Origin of the sequence: Bradyrhizobium cosmicum, from assembly GCF_007290395.2 — a bacterium.
Taxonomy (GTDB): domain Bacteria; phylum Pseudomonadota; class Alphaproteobacteria; order Rhizobiales; family Xanthobacteraceae; genus Bradyrhizobium; species Bradyrhizobium cosmicum.
The window spans coordinates 4,871,676-4,893,212 of the sequence record NZ_CP041656.2; the positions used below are offsets into that span (position 1 = coordinate 4,871,676).

General features: G+C 67.5%; 21 protein-coding genes and 2 riboswitches. Of the genes, 6 read left to right on the forward strand and 15 right to left on the reverse strand.

Features of this window, described 5'->3' with window-relative positions; all coding sequences use genetic code 11:
• Nucleotides 1–34: 34 nt before the first annotated feature.
• Nucleotides 35–253, reverse strand: a riboswitch (cobalamin riboswitch).
• Between the two features lie 45 nt (nucleotides 254–298).
• The 5 genes from cobA to cbiE are packed head-to-tail and all read right to left on the reverse strand — an operon-like array spanning nucleotide 299 to nucleotide 4,662.
• On the reverse strand, nucleotides 299–1,030 hold the full coding sequence (gene cobA, locus FNV92_RS23625; protein ID WP_143844341.1) for a uroporphyrinogen-III C-methyltransferase: 732 nt from the start codon (nucleotides 1,028–1,030) through the stop codon (nucleotides 299–301).
• Entirely contained in the window at nucleotides 1,027–2,337 is a 1,311-nt protein-coding gene (locus FNV92_RS23630) for a cobyrinate a,c-diamide synthase (protein ID WP_143844340.1), read from the reverse strand. The genes cobA and FNV92_RS23630 overlap by 4 nt, the downstream gene beginning before the upstream one ends.
• Nucleotides 2,337–3,119, reverse strand: coding sequence for a precorrin-4 C(11)-methyltransferase (gene cobM / locus FNV92_RS23635; RefSeq protein WP_143844339.1), 783 nt, complete (start codon nucleotides 3,117–3,119; stop codon nucleotides 2,337–2,339). Before cobM ends, FNV92_RS23630 begins: the two co-directional genes overlap by 1 nt.
• Nucleotides 3,116–3,484, reverse strand: a complete 369-nt coding sequence (locus FNV92_RS23640; protein WP_143844338.1) for a cobalamin biosynthesis protein — start codon at nucleotides 3,482–3,484, stop codon at nucleotides 3,116–3,118. The genes cobM and FNV92_RS23640 overlap by 4 nt, the downstream gene beginning before the upstream one ends.
• Nucleotides 3,481–4,662 carry a precorrin-6y C5,15-methyltransferase (decarboxylating) subunit CbiE gene (cbiE, locus tag FNV92_RS23645; protein WP_143844337.1) on the reverse strand — a complete coding sequence of 394 codons (1,182 nt, stop codon included), beginning with the start codon at nucleotides 4,660–4,662 and terminating at the stop codon, nucleotides 3,481–3,483. Before cbiE ends, FNV92_RS23640 begins: the two co-directional genes overlap by 4 nt.
• Here cbiE and FNV92_RS23650 point away from each other — a divergent pair.
• A complete protein-coding gene (locus tag FNV92_RS23650; RefSeq protein ID WP_143846230.1) occupies nucleotides 4,661–5,407 on the forward strand; it encodes a cobalt-precorrin-6A reductase in 747 nt (248 codons plus the stop codon). The genes cbiE and FNV92_RS23650 overlap by 2 nt on opposite strands.
• Here the strand turns inward: FNV92_RS23650 and cobJ are convergent.
• From cobJ to FNV92_RS23685, 7 genes are read right to left on the reverse strand one after another with little or no spacing between them, the layout of a single operon-like run.
• Nucleotides 5,383–6,117, reverse strand: coding sequence for a precorrin-3B C(17)-methyltransferase (gene cobJ / locus FNV92_RS23655; RefSeq protein ID WP_143844336.1), 735 nt, complete (start codon nucleotides 6,115–6,117; stop codon nucleotides 5,383–5,385). The two genes, FNV92_RS23650 and cobJ, sit on opposite strands and share 25 nt — an antisense overlap.
• Nucleotides 6,114–6,845 carry a precorrin-2 C(20)-methyltransferase gene (locus FNV92_RS23660; RefSeq protein WP_143844335.1) on the reverse strand — a complete coding sequence of 244 codons (732 nt, stop codon included), beginning with the start codon at nucleotides 6,843–6,845 and terminating at the stop codon, nucleotides 6,114–6,116. The genes cobJ and FNV92_RS23660 overlap by 4 nt, the downstream gene beginning before the upstream one ends.
• A gap of 2 nt (nucleotides 6,846–6,847) precedes the next feature.
• The gene (locus FNV92_RS23665; RefSeq protein ID WP_143844334.1) at nucleotides 6,848–7,477 is read right to left on the reverse strand and encodes a precorrin-8X methylmutase; all 630 of its coding nucleotides are present in this window, start codon (nucleotides 7,475–7,477) and stop codon (nucleotides 6,848–6,850) included.
• Nucleotides 7,477–8,640 carry a precorrin-3B synthase gene (gene cobG / locus FNV92_RS23670; RefSeq protein ID WP_143844333.1) on the reverse strand — a complete coding sequence of 388 codons (1,164 nt, stop codon included), beginning with the start codon at nucleotides 8,638–8,640 and terminating at the stop codon, nucleotides 7,477–7,479. The genes FNV92_RS23665 and cobG overlap by 1 nt, the downstream gene beginning before the upstream one ends.
• Nucleotides 8,637–11,885, reverse strand: coding sequence for a cobaltochelatase subunit CobN (cobN, locus tag FNV92_RS23675; protein WP_143844332.1), 3,249 nt, complete (start codon nucleotides 11,883–11,885; stop codon nucleotides 8,637–8,639). Before cobN ends, cobG begins: the two co-directional genes overlap by 4 nt.
• Nucleotides 11,885–12,919, reverse strand: a complete 1,035-nt coding sequence (gene cobW, locus FNV92_RS23680) for a cobalamin biosynthesis protein CobW (protein WP_143844331.1) — start codon at nucleotides 12,917–12,919, stop codon at nucleotides 11,885–11,887. Before cobW ends, cobN begins: the two co-directional genes overlap by 1 nt.
• Nucleotides 12,916–13,290 carry a DUF1636 family protein gene (locus FNV92_RS23685; RefSeq protein ID WP_143844330.1) on the reverse strand — a complete coding sequence of 125 codons (375 nt, stop codon included), beginning with the start codon at nucleotides 13,288–13,290 and terminating at the stop codon, nucleotides 12,916–12,918. The genes cobW and FNV92_RS23685 overlap by 4 nt, the downstream gene beginning before the upstream one ends.
• A gap of 97 nt (nucleotides 13,291–13,387) precedes the next feature.
• Nucleotides 13,388–13,609: riboswitch (cobalamin riboswitch) on the reverse strand.
• A 39-nt stretch (nucleotides 13,610–13,648) separates the two neighbouring features.
• Here FNV92_RS23685 and cobO point away from each other — a divergent pair.
• Together cobO and FNV92_RS23695 are read left to right on the forward strand one after the other, a co-directional pair.
• Nucleotides 13,649–14,284: a cob(I)yrinic acid a,c-diamide adenosyltransferase gene (gene cobO / locus FNV92_RS23690; RefSeq protein ID WP_143846229.1), complete on the forward strand. Its 636-nt coding sequence runs from the start codon at nucleotides 13,649–13,651 to the stop codon at nucleotides 14,282–14,284.
• 11 nt (nucleotides 14,285–14,295) lie between these two features.
• The gene (locus FNV92_RS23695; protein WP_143844329.1) at nucleotides 14,296–15,744 is read left to right on the forward strand and encodes a cobyric acid synthase; all 1,449 of its coding nucleotides are present in this window, start codon (nucleotides 14,296–14,298) and stop codon (nucleotides 15,742–15,744) included.
• Here the strand turns inward: FNV92_RS23695 and cobD are convergent.
• The gene (gene cobD, locus FNV92_RS23700) at nucleotides 15,733–16,698 is read right to left on the reverse strand and encodes a threonine-phosphate decarboxylase CobD (RefSeq protein WP_168213591.1); all 966 of its coding nucleotides are present in this window, start codon (nucleotides 16,696–16,698) and stop codon (nucleotides 15,733–15,735) included. The two genes, FNV92_RS23695 and cobD, sit on opposite strands and share 12 nt — an antisense overlap.
• Before the next feature lie 11 nt (nucleotides 16,699–16,709).
• The gene (gene cbiB / locus FNV92_RS23705; RefSeq protein WP_143846228.1) at nucleotides 16,710–17,645 is read right to left on the reverse strand and encodes an adenosylcobinamide-phosphate synthase CbiB; all 936 of its coding nucleotides are present in this window, start codon (nucleotides 17,643–17,645) and stop codon (nucleotides 16,710–16,712) included.
• 151 nt (nucleotides 17,646–17,796) lie between these two features.
• On the opposite strand from cbiB, the gene cobU reads away from it, so the two are divergent.
• The 3 genes from cobU to bluB are packed head-to-tail and all read left to right on the forward strand — an operon-like array spanning nucleotide 17,797 to nucleotide 19,719.
• Nucleotides 17,797–18,303, forward strand: a complete 507-nt coding sequence (gene cobU / locus FNV92_RS23710; RefSeq protein WP_143844327.1) for a bifunctional adenosylcobinamide kinase/adenosylcobinamide-phosphate guanylyltransferase — start codon at nucleotides 17,797–17,799, stop codon at nucleotides 18,301–18,303.
• Nucleotides 18,300–19,082 (forward strand): adenosylcobinamide-GDP ribazoletransferase, encoded by a 783-nt coding sequence (gene cobS / locus FNV92_RS23715; protein ID WP_143844326.1) that lies wholly within the window; start codon nucleotides 18,300–18,302, stop codon nucleotides 19,080–19,082. The genes cobU and cobS overlap by 4 nt, the downstream gene beginning before the upstream one ends.
• A 4-nt stretch (nucleotides 19,083–19,086) precedes the next feature.
• A complete protein-coding gene (bluB, locus tag FNV92_RS23720) occupies nucleotides 19,087–19,719 on the forward strand; it encodes a 5,6-dimethylbenzimidazole synthase (protein ID WP_143844325.1) in 633 nt (210 codons plus the stop codon).
• A gap of 118 nt (nucleotides 19,720–19,837) precedes the next feature.
• Here the strand turns inward: bluB and FNV92_RS23725 are convergent, their stop codons facing one another.
• On the reverse strand, nucleotides 19,838–21,526 hold the full coding sequence (locus tag FNV92_RS23725; RefSeq protein ID WP_143844324.1) for a ShlB/FhaC/HecB family hemolysin secretion/activation protein: 1,689 nt from the start codon (nucleotides 21,524–21,526) through the stop codon (nucleotides 19,838–19,840).
• Nucleotides 21,527–21,537: the final 11 nt, after the last annotated feature.

Below are 21,537 nucleotides of genomic sequence, written 5' to 3' on the forward strand. Positions count from 1 at the left end.
TCAGATCCTTCCTGCCGTCACACCCGACGGCGTTGGCCTCAAAACACGCACGGCCGGTCTCCTGGCTCGCGGCTCACTGGGTTCTCCGGCCTTCCCGAGCCTTGCGGCCCAGTGGCGGTTCGGAGTCCCTTACCGCTTACAGTCGCGGGGGCGGCTGGGGTTTGGGGCGCCGCAACTGGGTCCGCCCATCCCCATTCCCGATTATGCTCCGGCGCTTTGCGCCGCGTCGAGCACCATGCATCTCCTGTGTGCCCCTTTCGCGGAGCCGGCGTCAAGGGGCGAGCGGCGGCCGGGGCGATCATGACGGATAATCCCCTGCGAGCGCACCGAACAGAATCACGGCCGCCGTCGACGCCGCGCCGCCGCGCGCAAGCTGCTCCGCCAGTTCGGCAATTGTGGTGCGGACCAGCCGCTCATCGGGGCGCCCGAGAGATTCAGCGAACAGCGCCGGAGTGCCTGGCGCCAGACCGTGCTCGATCAATTTCGCGACAAGCGCCGGAAAGGTGCGGCGGCCCATATAGACCACGGTGGTCGCTTCGGGATCGGCCAGCGCCGCCCAGTTCAGGTTCTGGGGCAGCTCACCGGTGACGTCGGCCCCGGTGACGAACTGCACCCGGCGCGAGGTGTGGCGCCGGGTCAGCGGAATTCCGGCTTGCGCCGCAGCGACGCAGGCGGTGGTGACGCCGGGAATGATCTCGTAGCCGATGCCGGCCTCGCGCAGCGTCTCGATCTCCTCCTCGAGCCGGCCGAAAATGCCGGCATCGCCCGATTTCAGCCGCGCCACGCGGACGCCGGTCGCCGCATAGTCGACCAGCAGCCGGTTGACGTGGTGCTGCTTGGTCGAGGCCCGCCCTGCCCGTTTGCCCACCGCGACGAGATTGGCGCCGGGACGGGCGAGATCGAGGATCGCGCCGGAAGCGAGATCGTCATAGAGCACGACGTCCGCCTCGCGCAGCCGCGCAACACCCTTCAGCGTGAGCAGCTCCGGATCGCCGGGGCCGGCGGAAATGAAAGTGACGAATCCGCTCACCGGTCCTCCGCGATCAGATGGAAGAACGTGCCGGTGGCGTGCCCCCGCCGCGAGCCGGTCTCGGCGATGACGGCGCCGGTAGCATCGTGCACGACCGCGAGCGGCGTGTCCGGCTGCGCGAGAATCGTCGAATAGTGGAACTCGTGGCCGCGCAGCCGCGCGCCGACCTGATGCCCCGGCATCGGGCCAGCGAGCGCGGCGAGACGATAGCCCAGATGCATGCGGCGTTTGGCAAAGCTCGTCTCCAGGCCGAGCAGGCCCGTCATCTCATGGCGGATGCCGTCGGCATCGGTGAGGCCCTCGCCTAGCACCATATAGCCTCCGCATTCGCCGTGCACCGGCCGCGTCTCGGCGAACGCGCGCAAGCTGCTGCGAAAGCGCGCATTGGCCGCGATCGTTCCCGCATGAAGCTCGGGATAGCCGCCGGGCAGCCAGCACACATCGGCGCTCGCGTCTGGCGCCTCATCGGCCAGCGGCGAGAACGGCTGGATTTCGGCGCCCGCCGCGCGCCAGGCTTCCAGCATGTGCGGATAGACGAAGGAGAACGCCGCGTCGCGCGCGATTGCGATGCGCTGGCCGGGCGGTGTTACGTTCAAACCATTCGCGGCGGGCTGCGGCGACCATGCCGCGGCCGATCGCAGCACCGCGTCGAGATCGACATGCTCGGCGACGAAGCGCGCCGCCTCGTCGATCAACGTGCCGATCTCCGCCTGCTCCTCGGCCTGCACCAGGCCGAGATGCCGCTTCGGCAGGCTGATCTCGGCATGGCGGGGCAGCGCGCCGAACACGTTGATGCCGGCCTCGATCAGCGCATGCCGCACGAGGTTTTCGTGGCGCGGGCTGGCGATGCGATTGAGCACGACGCCGGCAAGGCGCACGCCGGGGCGATAGTCGCGAAGACCTGCGGCGATCGCTGCCGCCGTCTGAGCCTGCCCGGAAGGGTCGATCACCAGCAGCACGGGCCAGCCCAACATCTGCGCGATATCGGCGGTGGCGCCGGTGCCTGAGACACCGCGCGCAGCAACGCCGTCGAACAGACCCATCGAGCCTTCGGCAAGCACGACATCGGCGTCCGCACCGCGGCTAACGAGATGCGCGATCGTTGCCCGGTCCATCGCCCAACTGTCGACATTGACCGAGGCCCGTCCCGTCGCAGCGGCATGGAAGGCGGGGTCGATATAGTCCGGACCGCTCTTGAAGCACTGCACGTTCAAACCGCGATTGCGCCAGGCGCGCGCGAGCGCCAGCGTCAGCGTCGTCTTGCCGACGCCGGAGGCCGGCGCGGAGATGACGAGGCCGGCCGCCATCACGACGCCTCCGGAAAGCGCGGCTCGGCGCCGACAGGCCGATAGCGGCGGTCGTAGTCGGCGGCATAGAGACGGCTCTCGTCAAAATTGGCAGCGCCGAGCGTCTTGCCGACCAGGATGAGCGCGATGCGTTCCATCTCGCTTCCGACGGCGCGATCGAGCGTCGCCAGCGTGGCGCGGACGATGCGCTGGTCCGGCCAGCTCGCGCGCCAGACGATCGCGACGGGACAGTCCGCGCCGTAATGCGGCGTCAGCTCGGCGATGATCGTGTCGAGCAGATGGATCGATAGATGGATTGCGAGCACCGCACCGGTCGCGGCGAATGCGGCGAGCTTCTCGCCCTCGGGCATCGCGCTGGCGCGGCCCGGCGTGCGCGTCAGCACCACCGTCTGTGCAAGGCCGGGCAGCGTGAGCTCAGTCTCCAGTGCGGCCGCAGCGGCCGAGAAGGACGGCACGCCCGGCGTGACCGTATAGGGAATCCCGAGGGACCGCAGGCGACGAAGCTGCTCGCCCATCGCCGACCAGATCGAGAGATCGCCGGAATGCAGCCGCGCGACATCCTTGCCGTCCGCATGCGCGGCAGCGATCTCCGCGATGATGTCGTCGAGCGACAGCGGCGCGGTGTTGACGATGCGCGCACCGGGCGGGCAATGCGCCAGCACACCTTCGGGCACCAACGAGCCCGCATAGAGGCAGACCGGACAGGCGGCGATCAGATCGCGGCCCCGCAGCGTCAACAGATCGGGGGCGCCCGGCCCAGCGCCGATGAAATGTACAGTCATGCGCCGTCTCCTTCGGCGATCGCGGCGGTGGCGGTGCGGTCCTGCGAGACCACGCGCGTCGCGATCAGCCTCGCGCGAGGGCCAGCGGCCGCGAGCGCCGCGGCTTCGGCGACCGAGCCCGTGCCGAACTTTTCAACGACGAGACTTGACTGCGTCGGCGTATCGACACCGGCCAAGACATCGGCTGATACCGCCTTGATCGGTACGCCGCATTCACGCGCGAGCTGCTTGAGCACCTCCGCATCAGCCTTGTCGCTGACGGTCGCCACCGCCGCAAGGCCTTCAGGGCCGCCGGCCGCCAGAAGAGCCTCGCGCAGCGAAGCCAGCGTGACATTCCGCTTGAACCCGAGTCCGGCGACCTTCATCGAACCGCACTCCACTGCACCACCGGCCGTGCCGCCTCCCACGACCGGAAGCGGCCGAGCGGCGCGGCATGCGCAATCTCGACCCGCATCAGCTCGCCGCCATGGCGCTGATGCAACTCGCCGAGCAGCGCTTCCGTTTCCAGCGTCACTGAATGAGCGACGAGGCGCGTACCGGGCGCGAGCAGCGACCAGACGGCATCGAACATTGCGCCATCGAGGCCACCGCCAATGAAGACGGCATCCGGTGCCTCCAGCGCTGCAAGGGCCTCGGGCGCTTTTCCGGGGATGACGCTGACACGATGCGCCAATCCGAACGCCGCCGCATTGCTACGGATATTCGCGACACGATCCTCGCGCGCCTCGATGGCGGTCGCTGACCCGCCGCACAGCGCCCACTCCACCGAGATCGAGCCCGAGCCGGCGCCGATGTCCCACAGCCGTTCACCCGGGCGCGGCGCCAGCGCCGAGAGCGCGAGGGCGCGCACCGGCCGCTTGGAGATCTGGCCGTCGTGGACGAAGAGATCGTCCGGCAGTCCCGAGCTGCGAGGAATGCCCTGAGTTCCCCTCGCCAGCAGCGCGACCGCAACCAGTTTCTCCGAGAGATCATCTGCAAAGAGGTCGACGCGATGCTGGTCGATGCGTTCGCGTGGACCGCCAAGGGCCGCAAGAGTCCACAGGAGTGAAGGGCCCCATCCGCGCTCCGTCAGCCATTTCGCGAGATCGCCGATCGCCGCTGCGTCGCGCACCAGACAGATGATGCGTGCGTCTTTTGCGAGATGCGGCACCAGCCGCTCGAACGGGGCGGCATGAAGCCCAAGGCACGCGACCGATTCGAGACGCCAGCCAAGCCGGGCGGCAGCGAGCGAGAATGTCGAGGGACCGGGATACGCGATCCATTCGTCACTATGGAGCTTCTCGGCAAGACTCGCGCCGGCGCCGTACCAGAACGGATCGCCCGAGGCGAGCACCGCGGTCGGCCGGCCACGGCAGCTCAGCACGATTTCCGCATCGAACGGCACCGGCCACGGACGACCACGCCCCGTCACGCCGGCAAGCGCCAGATGCCGCTCACCACCAAACACGGTTTCGGCATCCTCGAGCGCCTTTCGGCTTGCCTCGGACAGCCCGGCAAGGCCATCTTCGCCGATACCGATGATGGTCAGCCAGGGATCAGCCATAATGCGCGCCCTCATTCTGGGCGGAATTGCCGATGCGAGCCTGCTCGCCGCGGAGATCGCGCGCGCCGGCATCGATGCCGTCTATTCCTACGGCGGCCGCACCCGCGCGCCTGCCGATCAGCCGCTGCCGACCCGCATCGGCGGCTTTGGCGGCGTGAGCGGGCTTGCCGACTACATTCGCCGCGAAGGCATCACGCATGTGATCGACGCGACGCATCCCTTCGCTGCCGAGATGAGCCGAAACGCGGTCGCCGCATGCGCGGAAACCGGCACGCCGCTCATCGCGTTGGAACGCGCGCCATGGGTCAAGGCGTCTGACGACAACTGGATCGAGGTCGCTGACGTCAATGCGGCAGTCGCCGCGTTGCCCAACGCGCCGGCAAAAGTATTCTTGGCCATCGGCCGCCAGCACATCGCTCCGTTCGCGGCGAAGCCGCAGCACGCCTACACGCTGCGGTTCGTCGATCCGCCCGAAGCTTCCCTGCCGTTTCCAGCAGACGTGATCGTGTCGCGCGGACCATTCACCTTCGACGGCGAGTTGGGGATGATGCGCGCACGCGGCATCGCCTGGATCGTCGCCCGCAATTCCGGCGGCAACGGTGCGCGCGCCAAGATCGACGCGGCCCGCATGCTCGGCCTGCCCGTGATCATGATCTCGCGGCCGCGATTGCCCGAACGGTTGCGGGTCGAGAGCGTGGCGGAGGTCATGCAGTGGCTCGGTCATCGGACCTGCCTCGGCGCATAGACCCAGCGGCCGACACGGCGCGTCCGCGAATTGCAGACAATCACGAGCGTACGCATGTCGGCCATCTCTGGCGTTGCGTCGTTCAGCCTCACGGTCTCGATTGTCTCGTCAGCGGCACTGACCGCGCGGGCGAAGATCACCAGTTGCTCGCCGCAGCCGGCTTCCTTCAGCACGGCGAGCGCGCGGACAAATCCTTCCGGCCGGCTGGCCGAGCGCGGATTGTACATCGCGATGGCAAAATCGGCTTCGGCGGCCAGCCGCAGACGCTTCTCGATCACCGTCCACGGCTTGAGATTGTCGGAGAGATTGATCGCGCAGAAATCATGCCCAAGCGGCGCCCCGGCGCGGGCGGCCGCCGCCAGCATCGCGGTGATGCCCGGCAGCACGCGAATGGGAAGCTCCCGCCATTGCGGCGCCTGTTCGAGCGCCTCGAACACGGCCGAGGCCATTGCAAAGACCCCGGGGTCGCCGGAGGACACGACCACGACCTGTCCGCCTTCGGCGGCAAGCCGCAGCGCCTCGCTCGCGCGTTGCAGCTCTTCGCGATTGTCAGATGGGCGCAAGTTGAGGCCGGCCCGCGGTGGCACGCGCGCGACATAGGGCGCATAACCCAGAATGTCGGTGGCAGCCGCGAGTGCGGCGGAAACCTCGGGCGTCACCAGGCCATCGCTGCCCGGCCCGAGGCCCGCGATGGTCAGCGTGCCCGTCATTCGGCGGCGTCCGGATGCCGGCCCTTGCCGTGCACGAGCACGATCGCAAAGTAAGGACAATCGGCGGCATCGATCTCGGCGAGCCGCACCACGCGCTCGCCCGGCATGGTGCCGCGCTCGACCAGCCAGGAATCATCGAGCCGGCCGGCGGAGGCTAGCGCGCGGCGCACCTTTGCCAGGTTGCGCCCGGTCTTCATGATCACGAGCGCATCGGAATCGCGCATGCGCCGTTCGAGCTCGTCTTCAGCCAGCGTGCCCATCAGCACCGTCGTCACGTCGTCGCCGAGCGCGATCGGCTGGCCGACGCCATTCCAGCAGCCGACCATGCCGGGAATGCCGGCGATCACCTCGATCTCGACCCGGCCTTGCAGTCGCGTGTGCAGATGCATGAAGGAGCCGTAGAAGTAAGGATCGCCTTCACAGAGCACGACGACGTCGACCGCACGGGACAATCTCGCAAGGCGCTCGGCCCATTCGTCGTGGAAGCCGGCCAGCAGCTGCACGTACTCCGCGCTGTCGAAGGCGATCTCTGTCGTAACAGGATATTCCATGGGATATTCGGTGACGTCGGCCGCCAGCATGCCCTCGACGATGCGCCGCGCCTGCCCGGGCCGACCCTTCTTGCGGAAATAGGCGACATGCTGCGCGCCGCGCACCGTGCGGTCCGCGCGGACGCTCATCAGATCCGGGTCGCCAGGGCCGAGACCGCAACAGATGATGCGTCCCATGGCTACTCGCTCCGGCTCGCCAGCGCGTTCACGGCGGCAACGGTAATCGCCGAGCCGCCGAGGCGGCCCTCGACCGTCAGCGCCGGCACCGGCGGATCGGCCATCAGCGCCGCCTTGGATTCGGCTGCGCCGACGAAGCCGACCGGGCAGCCGATGATCGCCGCGGGCCGCGGGCAATCCCGGTCCTCCAGCATGTTGAGCAGGTGAAACAGCGCGGTCGGCGCGTTGCCGATCGCGACGATCGCGCCATGCAGGTGCGGCCGCCACAACTCCAGCGCTGCCGCCGAGCGGGTGTTGCGCATGGATTGCGCCAGCGCAGGAACGGCTTCGTCGCCGAGCGTACAGATGACGGCGTTGGCCGCAGGCAATCTCGCGCGTGTAATTCCTTCCGAGACCATGCGCGCGTCGCACAGGATCGGCGCGCCCTTCTGCAAGGCCGCTCGCGCAATGGTCGCCATGCCTGATGTGAAGCGGATATGTGCCTCGAGGCCGACCATGCCGGCGGCGTGGATCATCCGCACCGCGACCTGCTCCTCGTCCGGCGTGAAGCGAGCAAGATCGGCCTCGGCCCGGATGGTCGCGAAGGATTGCCGGTAGATCGCCGCACCATCGGTTTCGTAGACGTGCGGCATCAGTGCCCTCCGACCAGGATGGAGGGATCGCTGACGATGTCGGCGCCATTCAACCCGCGCAGGACCGGCTCGTCGCGCGTCGAGCCGCCGCGAACGAGGTCGAAGCCGGCGCTGGTCGCGACCAGCGTCACCGCGGACGCGCCGGAACGGGCGCAGCCCTTGGCGCAGCCGGAGACGTGCAGCCGCGTGTCGAGCGCGATGCGCGGCGCGAGCGCGGCGGCCAGCGCACGCGTGTCGGCGTGGGCCTCGCGGCAGCGCGGCGCGCCGCTGCAGGCAATGACGCGCAATGCGGGGTCGTGAGGCTCGGTGATGAGGCCCGCCCCGCTCGGCATCTCCCGCTTGCCCTCGCTCAGCACCATCCGCCACGGCGTCATGCGCAACGCATGACCGCAGCCGGAGAATTGATGCAGCGTCGTGTGCAGCATCTGTCCGAACGCAACGCCGACCAGGGCGCCGTGCGGATAATGCCCGGGCCGCGACGCGGCCATCACCGGTGCCGGTTCAGTCTCGCCGTTCAATGCTTGGGGCAACGCCGCGCCGGCCGCAATGTGGGCTGCCATGCGCCCTCGCCCGCCCTGCGCGCCGCCGGAGGCGATGAACCAGGATGCGAATGCGAGCGCGGTGCTCACGACCTCTCCACGCCCGACAAAACGGCCAAGCTTTGCGCCGTCGGCCCGCACCAGCAGGCGGCCGTCGCGGTCGCGTTCGATCCGCACGTCGGCGGAATCGCCGGCGAGTACGCGCGATTCTCCGTCATCGATGGCGAAACCGAATTTGGTGGGGAGTTCAAGCGAACTGTCCGCGAGCGCTTCTTCAAGCTCGGCAGCGAGCGCCTGCGTCTCGTCACCAACATTCCAGAACGGTGTCACCAGAATGTTGCGGCGGGCCTCGATGTCAGTGTCGGGATCGAGCAGCCGCAGCAACGCAAGTCCATCGAGCAGCCGGCGGTGGCCCTGTTCGGTGACGCCCCTGATCTGTAGGTTGGCGCGGCTGGTCACGTCGATCAGACCGTTGCCGTAACGCTCGGCGAGCTCGGCAAGACCGGCGACCTGCCCGGCTTCGAGACGACCGCCGAACGGGCGCACGCGGACCACGAGCCCGTCGCCCGATAGCATAGGGCGCAGCGCGCCGGGACACCAGCCCTTCACCGATGCTGCACTCATGAGGCCTCCCGCAGGGCAGCCGCGATCGAATTGCGCCGCGTTCGCCAGAGCGAGGCGTCGTGCAGGCGCGCGAAGCAGCTCTCCATTGCGGCGAGCGCCGCCGGATTTTCACGGGCCATGAAGGCGCGAACATCGGCATCGCCAATTGTCGCATCGTAATAGAGATCGAACAGATGCGGCGGCACGGCATCGGCCAGGTGAGCGAAGGCGGCCATGTGCTCCAGCGTTGCCGTGATCTCGGCGGCGCCGCGAAAACCGTGGCGCATCATGCCGGCGATCCAGCCCGGATTGACCGCGCGCGCGCGAACGACACGGGAGATTTCCTCGGTCAGCGTCCGTGCATGCGGCTGCTCGGGCCGCGTCGTATCGAGGTGATAGAGCGACGGCGTTGGCCCGCCGAGATGCACCGCTGCCGCCGCAATGCCGGCTTCATGCGCGGCATAGTCGGCGGCAAGCAGCAGATCGGTCTCCGGCAAGTCCTGGACGTGCACGAAGGCGTCGGCAGACGCGAGCCGCTGTTCGATGCCGGCGCGATCGGACTTGATCTCACCGTCGGCGGAGAACGCCCAGGACGATGCCGACAGCCAGGCCTCGCCGGCTGCGTCGCGCGTCTCGGGCGTGAAAGCATCGGGGATCGCCGAGAGACCCACGCCGTATTGTCCCGGCCGCGGGGCGAACACGCGGGAGGCGCGGTGGCGATAGGGATTTTCATCGCCCTCGTCCTCGCGGCCCGCGAGCGCCTCGGCGGCGGCTTCGAACAATTGGGCAAGGCCGGAGAAGACATCGCGGAACAGGCCCGACACGCGCAGCGTGACGTCGATGCGGGGACGGCCGAGCTCGGCCGGCGCGATGATGTGGTAACCGGTGACGCGGCCGGAGGCGTGGTCCCAGCGCGGCGCAAGGCCAGCCAGATGCAACGCCATGGCGAATTCCTCGCCCGCGGTGCGCATCGTCGCCGAGCCCCAGAGATCGACGACGAGCCCTTTCGGCCAGTCACCGTGATCCTGCAGATGACGGCGGAGCAGTTCTTCCGCGAGCTTGATGCCCTGCGCGTGCGCCGACGGCGTCGGCACGGCGCGCGGGTCAACGGCAAAGAGATTACGCCCGGTCGGCAGCACGTCTAGGCGCCCGCGATAGGGCGAGCCCGACGGTCCCGGCGCGACGCGCTGGCCGGCAAGCGCGGCCCGCAGCGCGTCCCGCTCCGCGTCGCCGCAAGCGCCGCGGCCAAACACGTGCAGGCCGTCGCCGTACTGGCTTTCCTTGAGATCGCAGACGAAGCGATCGATCCGCGGGATCGCTTCGGCCGGCGCGGCCGAGGCATCCAGACCAAGATCGTCTTCGAGGCCCGCCGCACGCGCCTCGTCGCGGATCGCCGCGATCAATCGCTGACGACGCGCTGGATCGAGACCATCGGCCGTCGAATATTCGTCGAGCAGCTGTTCGAGACGGCGCAGGCCCTCCGGCACCGCAGACGCTGCGAGCGGCGGCGGCAGATGGCCGATGGTGATAGCGCCGATGCGCCGCTTGGCCTGCGCTGCCTCACCGGGATCGTTGACGATGAAGGGATAGATGACCGGCACGTCGCCGATCAGGGCTTCCGGCCAGCAGGCCGACGAAAGCGCCACGGATTTCCCGGGCAGCCATTCCAGCGTGCCATGCGCGCCAATGTGGACGATCGCGTCGCAGCGCTGTTCGCGGAGCCAGAGATAGAACGCGACATAGGCGTGGCGCGGCGTGCGGGCGAGATCGTGATAGTCGCCATCCCGCGTGGCGGCATCGCCGCGCTCGGGCTGGACCGCGATAATGGATCGGCCACACGGGATCGCGGCGAAATGGAATGCGCCATCGCGGCAGCTCGGATCGTTCTCCGCAACGCCCCAGGCTTGCACGAGGTCATCCTGCAAGGATTGCGGCAGGCGCGAGAGCGCTGCGTGGTAGTCGGCAACGCTCCAGGTCAAGCTCCGCTTCAACAGCGTCTCGCCGAGTGCATCGACCGGCGCGACACCGAATCCGGCCGCAGCGAGATCGGACAGCAACGCCTCGACCGACGCCAGCGCATCCAGACCAACCGCATGCGCGATCTGGTGCGGGCGTCCCGGATAGTTTGACAGCACGATCGCCAGCCGCTTGTCGCCGGCGGGTGTTTCCGCAAGACGTCGCCAGGCCGCGACGCGCGCGGCGACAGCTTCCACGCGCTCGTCATCGGCGCGATGGGCCAGGTGCGAGAATTGCAGATCGGGATCGCGCATCCCGGCCGATTTGAAGCTGACCACGCCCGCGAACAGGCGGCCGTCAACCTCGGGCAGCACCACATGCATCGCAAGATCGCCCGGCGACAGACCGCGAAGCGAGTTCGCCCAGTCCTCGCGCCGCGCCGTCGAGAGCGCGACCTGGAAGACGGGACAGGATGCGGCATCGAACGGCGTCGTACCGTCATCGCCCAGCGCCGAGAACGCCGTCGCATTGACGATCGCGGCCGGCGGGTTTTGCGCAAGATGCGCCCGCAGCCAATCCGCAACGCCCGGAGCCTTCAGCGAGGTGACGAACACGCCATAGGCATCGAACCCCTTCCCGCGCAGCGCGGCGATCAGGACATCGACGGGGCCGGTGTCCGCCGCGGTCAGATAGGAGCGATAGAACGTCACGAACGCGCGTGGCTTCCCCTCGCCCACGGCCGGCGCAGCAATGACGCCGCGCGAGGGATCATAGAAACCCATCTCGGGAACGGTCGTCTCGCCGACGACCGGTCCGGCATAGAGCCCCGAGGCCAGCGCGAGCTGCGCGATCGCGGCTTGGGCAGCTACGGGACCGCCGGTGTCGCAGAGCACCTTGAGCCGCCGCACCGTCGAGACCGGCACGGTCGAATATTCATCGAGCCGCGCATCGTCGCGGCCATCGGCCGGCAGCACGGCGAGCACGATCCCGCGATCCTTCGCGAGTTGCTGAAGAGCCGCGAGCCCATACGACCAATAGGACTCGCCGCCGATCAGACGGACCAGAATCCCGCGCGCCTGCGCCAGCGTGCGCTCGACATAGGTGTCGACCGACAGCGGATGACGCAGCTCCGAAAGATTGGCGAGCCGCAGCGACGGCAGGCTGTCACGGCCGCGCCGCCAGCCGGCCGCGAACGCGGCCAGATCGGAATCCGAATACGAGAGCACCACGAGATCGGCCGCGTCCTGGCCGATGTCCCTTGGCGTCGCAGTCTCCTCGAGACCGCGGCTCTCGCGGAAGACGACGTGCATCAGACACCAAGTCCCGCTTTGATCGCGGCCTCGTCGATATCGCCGTGCTCGCCGATCACCACGAGCTTCGACTGCCTGCTGCCCGCGCCCCACGGCTTGTCGAACTGGTGGCGCACGCGCTCGCCGACCGCTTGCAGCAAAAGGCGCATCGGCTTGCCTTGCACGGCGATATAACCCTTGACGCGCAGCACGTTCTGCTCGCGCGACAGACGCTGCACCGAGGCGACCAGTGCGTCGATGTCGGTGACTTCAGGAAGATCGATCACGACGGAGGCGAAATCATCATGCTCGTGATCCTCCTCGCCGTCATGATGCGAGGGGCGTGCGGAAAGATCATTCTCCGCGGCAGCGCCGAGACCGAGGATCACGCGGGCATCGATCGCGCCATCGGTGACGGAGAGCATCGGCACGCGGCGCGGCATCTCCGCCGTGATTAATGCCCTGGCGGCTTCAAGTCCCGCCGCGCCGGCAAGATCGGCCTTGGTCAGCAGCACGATGTCCGCACAGGCGATCTGGTCCTCGAACACCTCCGACAGCGGCGTCTCGTGATCGAGATTCTCGTCCGCCGCGCGCTGCGCTTCGACCGCATCCGGATCCGGTGCAAAACGACCCGCAGCCACGGCTTCGGCATCGGCGAGCGCAATCACGCCGTCGACGGTGATGCGCGAGCGGATCTCTGGCCAGTCGAACGCCTTCAGCAGCGGCTTTGGCAGCGCCAGGCCCGAGGTCTCGATCAGGATGTGATCGGGCCGTACCGGCCGGGCCAGCAGCTTCTCCATGGTCGGAATGAAATCGTCGGCGACGGTGCAGCAGATGCAGCCATTGGCAAGCTCGATGATGTTGTCTTCCGGGCAATTGGCGTCTGCACAGGACTTCAGGATCTCGCCGTCGACGCCCTCGCTGCCGAACTCGTTGACGAGCACGGCGAGCTTCCTGCCGTCAGGGTTTGCGAGCAGGTGCTGTATCAGCGTCGTCTTGCCTGAGCCGAGGAAACCCGTGACAACCGTCACCGGAACCTTTGCGAGCGAATTCATTCGGCTGCCTCCGGCACGACGGCAATGGGGGGAATGCGCGCAAGCGACTGCTTGCGAAAGATTTCAGGTCGGCTGCGCCAGGGCACGAGACCGTCGGGCGCGGCCGCATAGGCAGCGGCACCGGCGACCACGTCGTTCGCATGGGCTTCCGAGAGGCGGCCATAGACGTAGGACCAACGGCCGGGCGCGCTGAGTGCGACCGAACAGCCCTGGCTGCATGCAGATAGGCATTCGACGGGAACCACCGCGACACCGGCGGGCACGCCTGCGTCGAGGATCGCACCATGCAGGCGTTTGCCGGGCGTGGCCTCGCCCTCGCTGGGCGTTTCGCCGGCGCGGCAGGTAATGCAGACGTGAAGTGTGACGGTCATCGCCTCTCCAGGATAGTCAGCGGGAGGCGAAGAGGCACACGGACCATTCCCCCGAAAGGCCCGTTTTCCCCGTCGCGGAACACCCCGTCCGCCGGTCCAAAAATCGTCCGCGCTGGCAGGTCTCCCGGCTTGCGGAGCAGGGCTTTTGGCCCTTCGATCCCCGCCTTCCCGATCCCCTGGGGGATCAGTGGCTTTGGGCATCTCTCCGGTCACGGTCGCGGGGGCGGCTGCAGTTTGAACCCGAATCTTGCAGATTCGGACCCTATCGCATTCCCTCTTCGCCTGTCATAGGACAGGAACCAACGCCGGGTCACCATTTGCCCCCGGCCGCCTCTTGTCAAGCCGAAGGACCGGTATGATGACGCCTGAACCGGATACCCAGACGGGTGAGCAAACCGACGTCCGCCACGCCCAGAAAATGGCGAAGAAGAAGGCCGCCCGCGACAAGATTATGGCGACCAAGAGCGGCGAAAAAGGCCTCATCATCGTCCACACCGGCGCCGGCAAGGGCAAGTCCTCCTCGGCCTTCGGCATGATCGTCCGCTGCGTTGCCCATGGCTTCCCCTGTGCGGTCGTGCAGTTCATCAAGGGGGCCTGGGACACCGGCGAACGGCGCCTGCTCACCGGCCATTTCGGCGACCTCTGCCAGTTCCACGCCATGGGCGAAGGCTTCACCTGGGAGACGCAGGACCGCGCCCGCGACATCGCGGCGGCGCGGGCCGGCTGGGAGAAGGCCAAGGAGCTGATCCTCGATGCCAATTTGCGCATGGTCGTCCTCGACGAGATCAACATCGCGCTGCGCTACGACTATCTCGACATCGCCGAGGTCGTCGAATTCCTGACGACGCAGAAGCCTGAGATGACGCATGTCGTGCTCACCGGACGCAACGCCAAGGACGAGCTGATCGAGATCGCCGATCTCGTCACCGAGATGACACTGGTCAAGCACCCCTTCCGCTCCGGCATCAAGGCACAAGCCGGCGTCGAGTTCTGAAGACGCTTCCAATGGCGCGCGCATTGATGATCCAGGGGGCCGGCTCGGACGTGGGCAAATCGCTCATCGTCGCCGGCCTTGCGCGCGCTTTCACGCGGCGCGGTTTGCGCGTTCTGCCGTTCAAGCCGCAGAACATGTCGAACAACGCCGCCGTCACCGTCGATGGCGGCGAGATCGGCCGCGCCCAGGCGCTGCAGGCGCTCGCCGCCGGGGTCGAGCCGCACACCGACATGAACCCGGTGCTCTTGAAGCCCGAGACCGATGTCGGCGCGCAAATCATCGTCCACGGAAAGCGCGTCGCGACGGCGCGTGCGCGCGACTACGCGGCGATGAAGCCTTCGCTGATGGGCGCCGTGCTGGAAAGCTTCGAGCGCCTGAAGGCGCGCGCCGATCTCGTGCTGGTGGAAGGTGCCGGCAGTCCCGCCGAGGTGAACCTGCGAAAGGCCGACATCGCCAATATGGGCTTTGCCCGCAGGGTCGACGTTCCCGTCGTGCTGGTCGGCGATATCGATCGCGGCGGCGTCATCGCTCAGCTCGTCGGCATCAAGACGGTGATCGATCCGGACGACGCCGCGATGATCCAGGGCTTTGTCATCAACAAGTTTCGCGGCGATCCCACGCTGTTCGACGACGGCTACAAGCTGATCGAACAGTCGACGGCCTGGCGCGGGCTTGGCGTATTGCCCTGGTTCGCCCGCGCCGGCGAGTTGCCGGCCGAGGACGCACTCGGCCTCAGCGACGCGCGCAAGCCGGGCCAATGCAAGATCGCCTGCCTCGCGCTGTCGCGGATCGCCAATTTCGACGATCTCGATCCGCTCAAGCTCGAGCCCGGCGTCGATCTCATCATGGTGCGTCCGGGCGAAGCGATCCCCGGCGACGTCAGGCTCGTCATCATCCCGGGCTCAAAATCCACCCGCGGCGATCTCGCCTTCCTGCGCGCGCAGGGCTGGGACATCGATCTGCTCGCGCACCACCGTCGCGGCGGCCATGTGCTCGGCCTCTGCGGCGGCTATCAGATGCTCGGCCGCAGCGTCGCCGACCCCGATGGCATCGAGGGCCCCGCAGGCGCCACGCCGGGCCTCGGGCTTCTGGACGTGGATACGGTGATGACCCCGCAAAAGACGCTGACGCGTGTCGCGGCCGTGCATGCCGCCACGGATCAGCCGATCGAGGCCTACGAGATCCACATCGGCCGCACCGACGGGCCCGATCGCGCCCACGCCTTCGCGAAACTGAATGACGAGCCCGAAGGCGCGACCTCGCGCGACGGGCGCGTGCAGGGCAGCTATCTGCACGGCCTGTTCACGTCGGACGACTTCCGCAAGGCGTATCTCACCAAGCTCGACATTCCCGCCGGCGACGAGCCTTATCACGACAGGGTCGAGAGCGCGCTCGAGGCGCTGGCCGATCACATCGAACAGCATCTCGACGTCGAAGGCCTGCTTGCGCTAGCACGCTAGCACCTCGGCAAGGCGCGTCCACTCGGCTTCGCTTCCGGGAAGCCCGAGGCGCAGCCATCCCGGCTTTTGCGCAAACACGCGCGACCAGATCTGGCTCTGCGCCAGCCTGTCCTGCGCGGCAACCGCGTCGGGCGTCTCGTAGAGACGAAACAGCGGCGTGCCGCCGACGAGACGCCAGCCTTGCGACTGCGCCATGCCGTCGAGGCGAACACAGTCGCGCGCAAGTCGCGCCGACGTCGTCTCGGCCCAGGCATCATCTCGCAAGGCGCGGCAGCCGATCGAGATCGCAGCTCCCGAGACCGGCCATGGACCCGACATCGCAGCGAGCTTCTCGATGTCGGCCGCATTGCCGATGGCGAAGCCAAGCCGCAGGCCGGCGAGGCCGTAAAACTTTCCGAACGAGCGCAGGATCAGCAGTCCAGGCCGAGCCGCTTCGGGCGCGAGCGACAATTGCGGAACCGTGTCGGCAAAACTCTCGTCGATCACGAGACGGCCGACGCGCGGCAGCAGGGCGAGCAAATCCTTTGGCAGATGACACCGGCCGTCGGGATTGTTGGGATTGACGACGATAGCAACATCCGCTCCCGCCAGCGCGTCGAGTTCGCCGACCTCCTGCACGTCCCAGCCAGCGGCCGACAGCACACCCGCGTATTCGTTGTAGGTCGGCGCCAGGATACGGGCACGGCCGGATGGCGCCAGTTGCGGCAACAGTTGAATGGCAGCCTGCGCACCGCCCATCGCGACGACCGGCGCGCTAGTGCGATAAGCATGATGCGCCGCGTGGTGCAGGGCTTCGATCTCGGACCGCGACGGCAAAGCCTGCCAATGATGCGCGCTCACCTCGCCCACCGGATAAGGCAGCCGGTTGATCCCCGTCGAGAGATCGATCCAGTGCTCGGCGCGTCCGTCAAAACGCTGCTGGGCCAGATCGAGATTTCCACCGTGCTCGCGCATGCCCCGTTCTTTCACGCGAAGGCGAGGATCGCAAGCACGCCGGCGAGCAGCAGCATGGCACGGCGGTAGACCGTCAGTCCCTCGCCGATATCGGCGGCGAGCGGATCGCGTGCGGCTTCGTTGAGCCAGGGCTCGTTGGTGGTGCTGCCGTGATAGATGCGGGGGCCGCTGAGCCGCACGCCGAGCGCGCCCGCCATCGCCGCTTCCGGCCAGCCGGCATTGGGCGAGCGATGACGGCGCGCATCGCGCGTCATGCACGACAGCGCCTCGGATCGCCTTGGCGCCAGCAGCACGAACAGAAGCCCGGTCAGGCGCGCCGGAATGAAATTGGTGACATCGTCGATGCGGGCCGCCGCCCAGCCGAAGGCTTCGTGCCGTTCGCTGCGATGGCCGATCATGGAGTCCAGCGTGTTGATGGCCTTGTAGCCGAAAATCCCCGGCAAGCCGAACAGAGCGCCCCAGAACACCGGCGCCACGATGCCGTCGGAAGCGTTTTCGGCAAGACTCTCGATCGCCGCACGCGCGATACCGGCTTCATCGAGCGCCGCAGGATCGCGGCCGACGATACGCGAGACCGCGTCGCGCGCAGCGGCGATGTCCCCGGCGCGCAATGGCTTTGCGACTGCAGCCACATGATCATGAAGCGAGCGCAGCGCGACCAGCGGCCAGGCCAGCACGCCCACCAGAACGGCCTGCCCCCATCCCCAAGGCAGCAATGACTTGAACAGGGACTGAAGTGCCCAGCCGAGCGCGACGGCGAGCGCGATCACCAGGAGCGCGCCAGCGACGCCGGCAGCGCGGCGAAATGCCGGCGGATCGGATGGGCGATTCGACGTTGCGTCGATGGCGCTGATCAGCTGGCCGAGCCAGGTTACGGGATGGCCGATCCGCGCGAACAGCCATGCTGGCCAGCCCAACAGGGCATCCACCGCCATCGCCACCACCATCGCGCCCGCAAAGCCCACACCCACTCCCAAGGCTGCCTCCTGTCCCGCCCCTGTTGCGCAAAGCGACGGCGGAGCGCAAGCCCCTGCCCGTCTGATTTCGGCTTTGTCTTTGGCCGCGTTTGGTGATTAGTCAGGCCCGCAGGAGACCTTCATGGCTGTCATCTTGATCACGGGCGGAGCGCGATCGGGCAAGAGCGCCCGCGCGGAAGCGCTTGCGCGCAGCTTTCCGGACCAGCCGCCGATCTACATCGCGACGGCCGAGGCGCTCGATGCCGAGATGGAAGCACGCATTGCCCGGCATCGCACGCGACGCGGAACCGGTTGGGTCGAGCACGAGGAGCCGCTCGATCTCGTGCCAGTTCTGGCCACAAGCGATGGCGGCGGCGCCAGGCTGGTCGATTGCCTGACATTATGGCTTTCCAACCTGATGCATGCGGAGCGCGACTGGGAGCGCGAGGTGAGCGAGCTCGCAGGTGCCCTGCCGCGCCTCAAGAGTCCCGTCGTCCTCGTGACCAACGAAGTCGGCCTCGGCATCGTGCCCGACAACGCACTGGCGCGCAGCTATCGCGACGCCGCCGGGATCATGAACCAGACCATCGCGGCAATTGCCGACGAAGTCGAATTCGTTGTCGCCGGCTTGCCGATGAAGTTAAAATGACGCCGCGCGCCGAGTTCTTGAAAGACGTCGTCGCCGATCTCAGGATGGCGGCTTCGTTCGTGACGATCCTCCCCGTCGCATCATCGAAGCCTGCGGCCGACGGCGCCGTCGCGCGCGCGACCTGGGCACTGCCCGTCGCCGGACTGCTGGTCGGCCTTGCCGGCGCGTTGGTCTACAAGATCGCCAGCCGGTGCGGATTGACACCGAACCTTGCCGCCCTCCTCGCACTCGCGACGACCACGCTCATCACCGGCGCGCTGCACGAGGACGGGCTTGCCGACACCGCCGATGGGCTCGGCGGCGGCCGCACCCGTGCACGCAAGCTCGAGATCATGCGCGACAGCCGGATTGGCACCTATGGCACCTGCGCGCTGATCCTGTCGTTCGGCCTGCGCTGGAGCGCGCTCGCAACAATCGCCAATCCGTGGCTGGTCACGCTCGCGCTATGCGCCGCGCACGCAGGCGCGCGCGCGGGCGTGCCGGCCTTCATGTCGCTGGTGCCGCCAGCGCGGCCCGATGGTCTGTCGGCGAGCGCGGGATCACCGCCGGGCCGCAGCGTTGCCATTGCGTTTGCGCTCGGCACGCTCGTGCTCGCTCTCGCGCTTGGTCCGGGCAAGGCCCTCGCCGGCCTGATCCTGCTGTCTCTCGCCGGCCTGCTGCTGGCGCGGCTTGCGATCCGCCAGATCGGCGGGCAGACCGGCGACATCCTCGGTGCGTTCGAGCAGCTCGGCGAGATCCTGATCCTGCTGGTCGCCGCGGCCTTGTTGGGGGGACACTGACCTCATGGTCGAATTCGACGACACCTTCCGCCGACAATTGCGCGAGCTGTTCGTGTGGCGCCGCGACGTGCGCCGCTTTCGCGGCGATCCGTTGCCGGATGGTGCTATCGATCGCCTGATCGAGACCGCCTGCCTTTCGCCCTCGGTCGGCCTCAGCCAGCCCTGGCGCTTCGTCGTCGTCGATGACGTTGCTAGACGCCGCGCCGTCATCGACGACTTCAAGGTCTGCAACACCGACGCGCTGAACTGTTACGCCGGTGAACGCGCCGAACGCTATGCCGCGCTGAAGCTGTCGGGCCTGGAACAGGCGCCCGGCCACCTCGCTGTGTTCGCCGACAAGGCCAGCGACATCGGCCACGGCCTCGGCCGCGCCACCATGCCGGAGACGACGGAATATTCCGTGGTCGCGGCGATCACCGCGATGTGGCTTGCCGCGCGCGCCGAGGGTATCGGACTTGGCTGGGTCTCGATCCTGAACCCGGCGCGCATTCACGCCGTTCTCGACGTGCCTGATACCTGGAAGTTCATCGCCTATCTCTGCATCGGTTATCCCGAGGCCGAATGCGACCAGCCCGAGCTGGAGCAGGCGAAGTGGGAACACCGGCGCAGCGCGGACGAATTCACGCTGCGGCGCTGAGCGCCGCACCATCCTCCGTCATTGCGAGCGCAGCGAAGCAATCCAGAGTCTTTCCGCGGAGGGACTCTGGATTGCTTCGCTGCGCTCGCAATGACGTGGAGAGAGCGGTGACATGCCGCTACGACCTGCTTTTGCCCGCAACCGCCGCCATGGGCGGGGGGCTTTCCTGCTTCTGGAACATCAGCAACGGCCGGAAAATGACGCGGCCGTAGGCCTCATAGTGGTTCTGGGTCGACACCGCCATCTTCAGCGGCGTCGCGTAATTCGCCTCGAACGTCATGAACGACGCGTAGGTCCAGGAGAAGCCGACGCCGACCGAACCCATCTCGGTGACACCGGGGAATGTCGAATACACCGCACCCCAGTCGGTGAAGATGTAGGTGTCAAATCCCCTGAGCCATTGCGACCAGTTGTAGTGCAGCTCGGCGTTGAAATAATAGCCGCTGTCGCCGGATGCCGCGTTGGAGGGATAGCCGCGCACGGTGGTGGGGCCGCCGATCGAGAAAATCTGGTCGCCCGGCAGCAGCTTTTCCTGCGTGTATTGCCAGCTCGCCAGCACGTTGGTGCTGAAATTCGCCGGCCCTGCGGCGCTGGTCGCGATCAGCGAGCCGGTATAGGTATTGAACGTGCGGTTGTTGCCGAGCACGTGGTCCTGCCACTCGATGTAGTTCACCGCCGGCGAGACCGTGATCGAATAGGTGTTGCCTGAATTCGTCACCGAGACGCCGGCCGTGGCCTTGTCGTAGTGGTCGTTGGTGACGTCGACCGTGGCGAAGCGGCTCACCGTCTTGCCCTCGGTCTCGGCGGCATTGAGCAGCACCAGCCAGTTCTGCGACACCCAGACCGGCTGGCTGAAGTTGATCGCGGCCTGGCTCGAACGTCCGGTGACGTCGAGCGCGACGAACGGTCCGTTGACGATCTTGATCTTGCCTTCGGTGTAGCTGACGCCGACGCGGCCGCCCCACGGATTGACCGGAATGCTGTAGGCGACGTTGCCGTTGAGATTGCCGTCGGAGCGGACGCCGTAGAAGGTCAGGCGATCGTCGACGCCGAACAGTCCGTGGCGCTTGTAGAAGGCCCCGCCCTCCCAACGCCCGGTGTTCTCCGGGCCCTGGTTGTCGGTGAAGAGCTGCAAGGTGTCGACCGGCGGCTCGATCACCGCGAACTGCAGGTCGGTCAGGCCGAAGCTCGTGCCGGGCTGCAGCAGCGCCTTGATCTGCACGTCGTTGGTGCGGTTGAACCAGGTCACGTCGCGGTTGAGTTTTGGAACGTCGAGGACCTCGCCTTCCGGCTCCTTCACGCGCTGCAGAATGTAGTCGGTACGGGTCTGCTTGTTGCCCTCGATGGTCGTCTTCTGCAGCCGGCCCTCGGTCAGCTTGATCCGGACGATGCCGCCCTTGGCATCCTGGTCAGGCAGCGTCGCGATGCCCGTGACGATGCCGCGCTCGGTGTAGATGGCGTTGATGTCGGCGACGAGCTGCAGCAGCGAGGCGATGTCGACGTTCTTGCCGACATACTTCTTCGCGATCTCTTCGAGCTCCGCCGGCGTGATGAACTTGGACGGGTCGAATTCGACCTTGCGCAGGCGGAATTTTGGCCCTCCCGGCTTCAGCAACTGGGATTTCTCCCGCTCGCCGCCGATCACCGCGGGACCGGTGAGTTTGGGTGGCGCGCTCTGCTGTTCAAGCTGGCGGCGTTGCCGGTCGACGTCGTTCTGGATCACGCCGGGATTGATCGACTGGGCGCGCGCGGATGCGATGCAGCAAGCTGCAAGCCCCACCCCCAACGCTGCCCTCCAAATCCGCATCCCGAATCCCG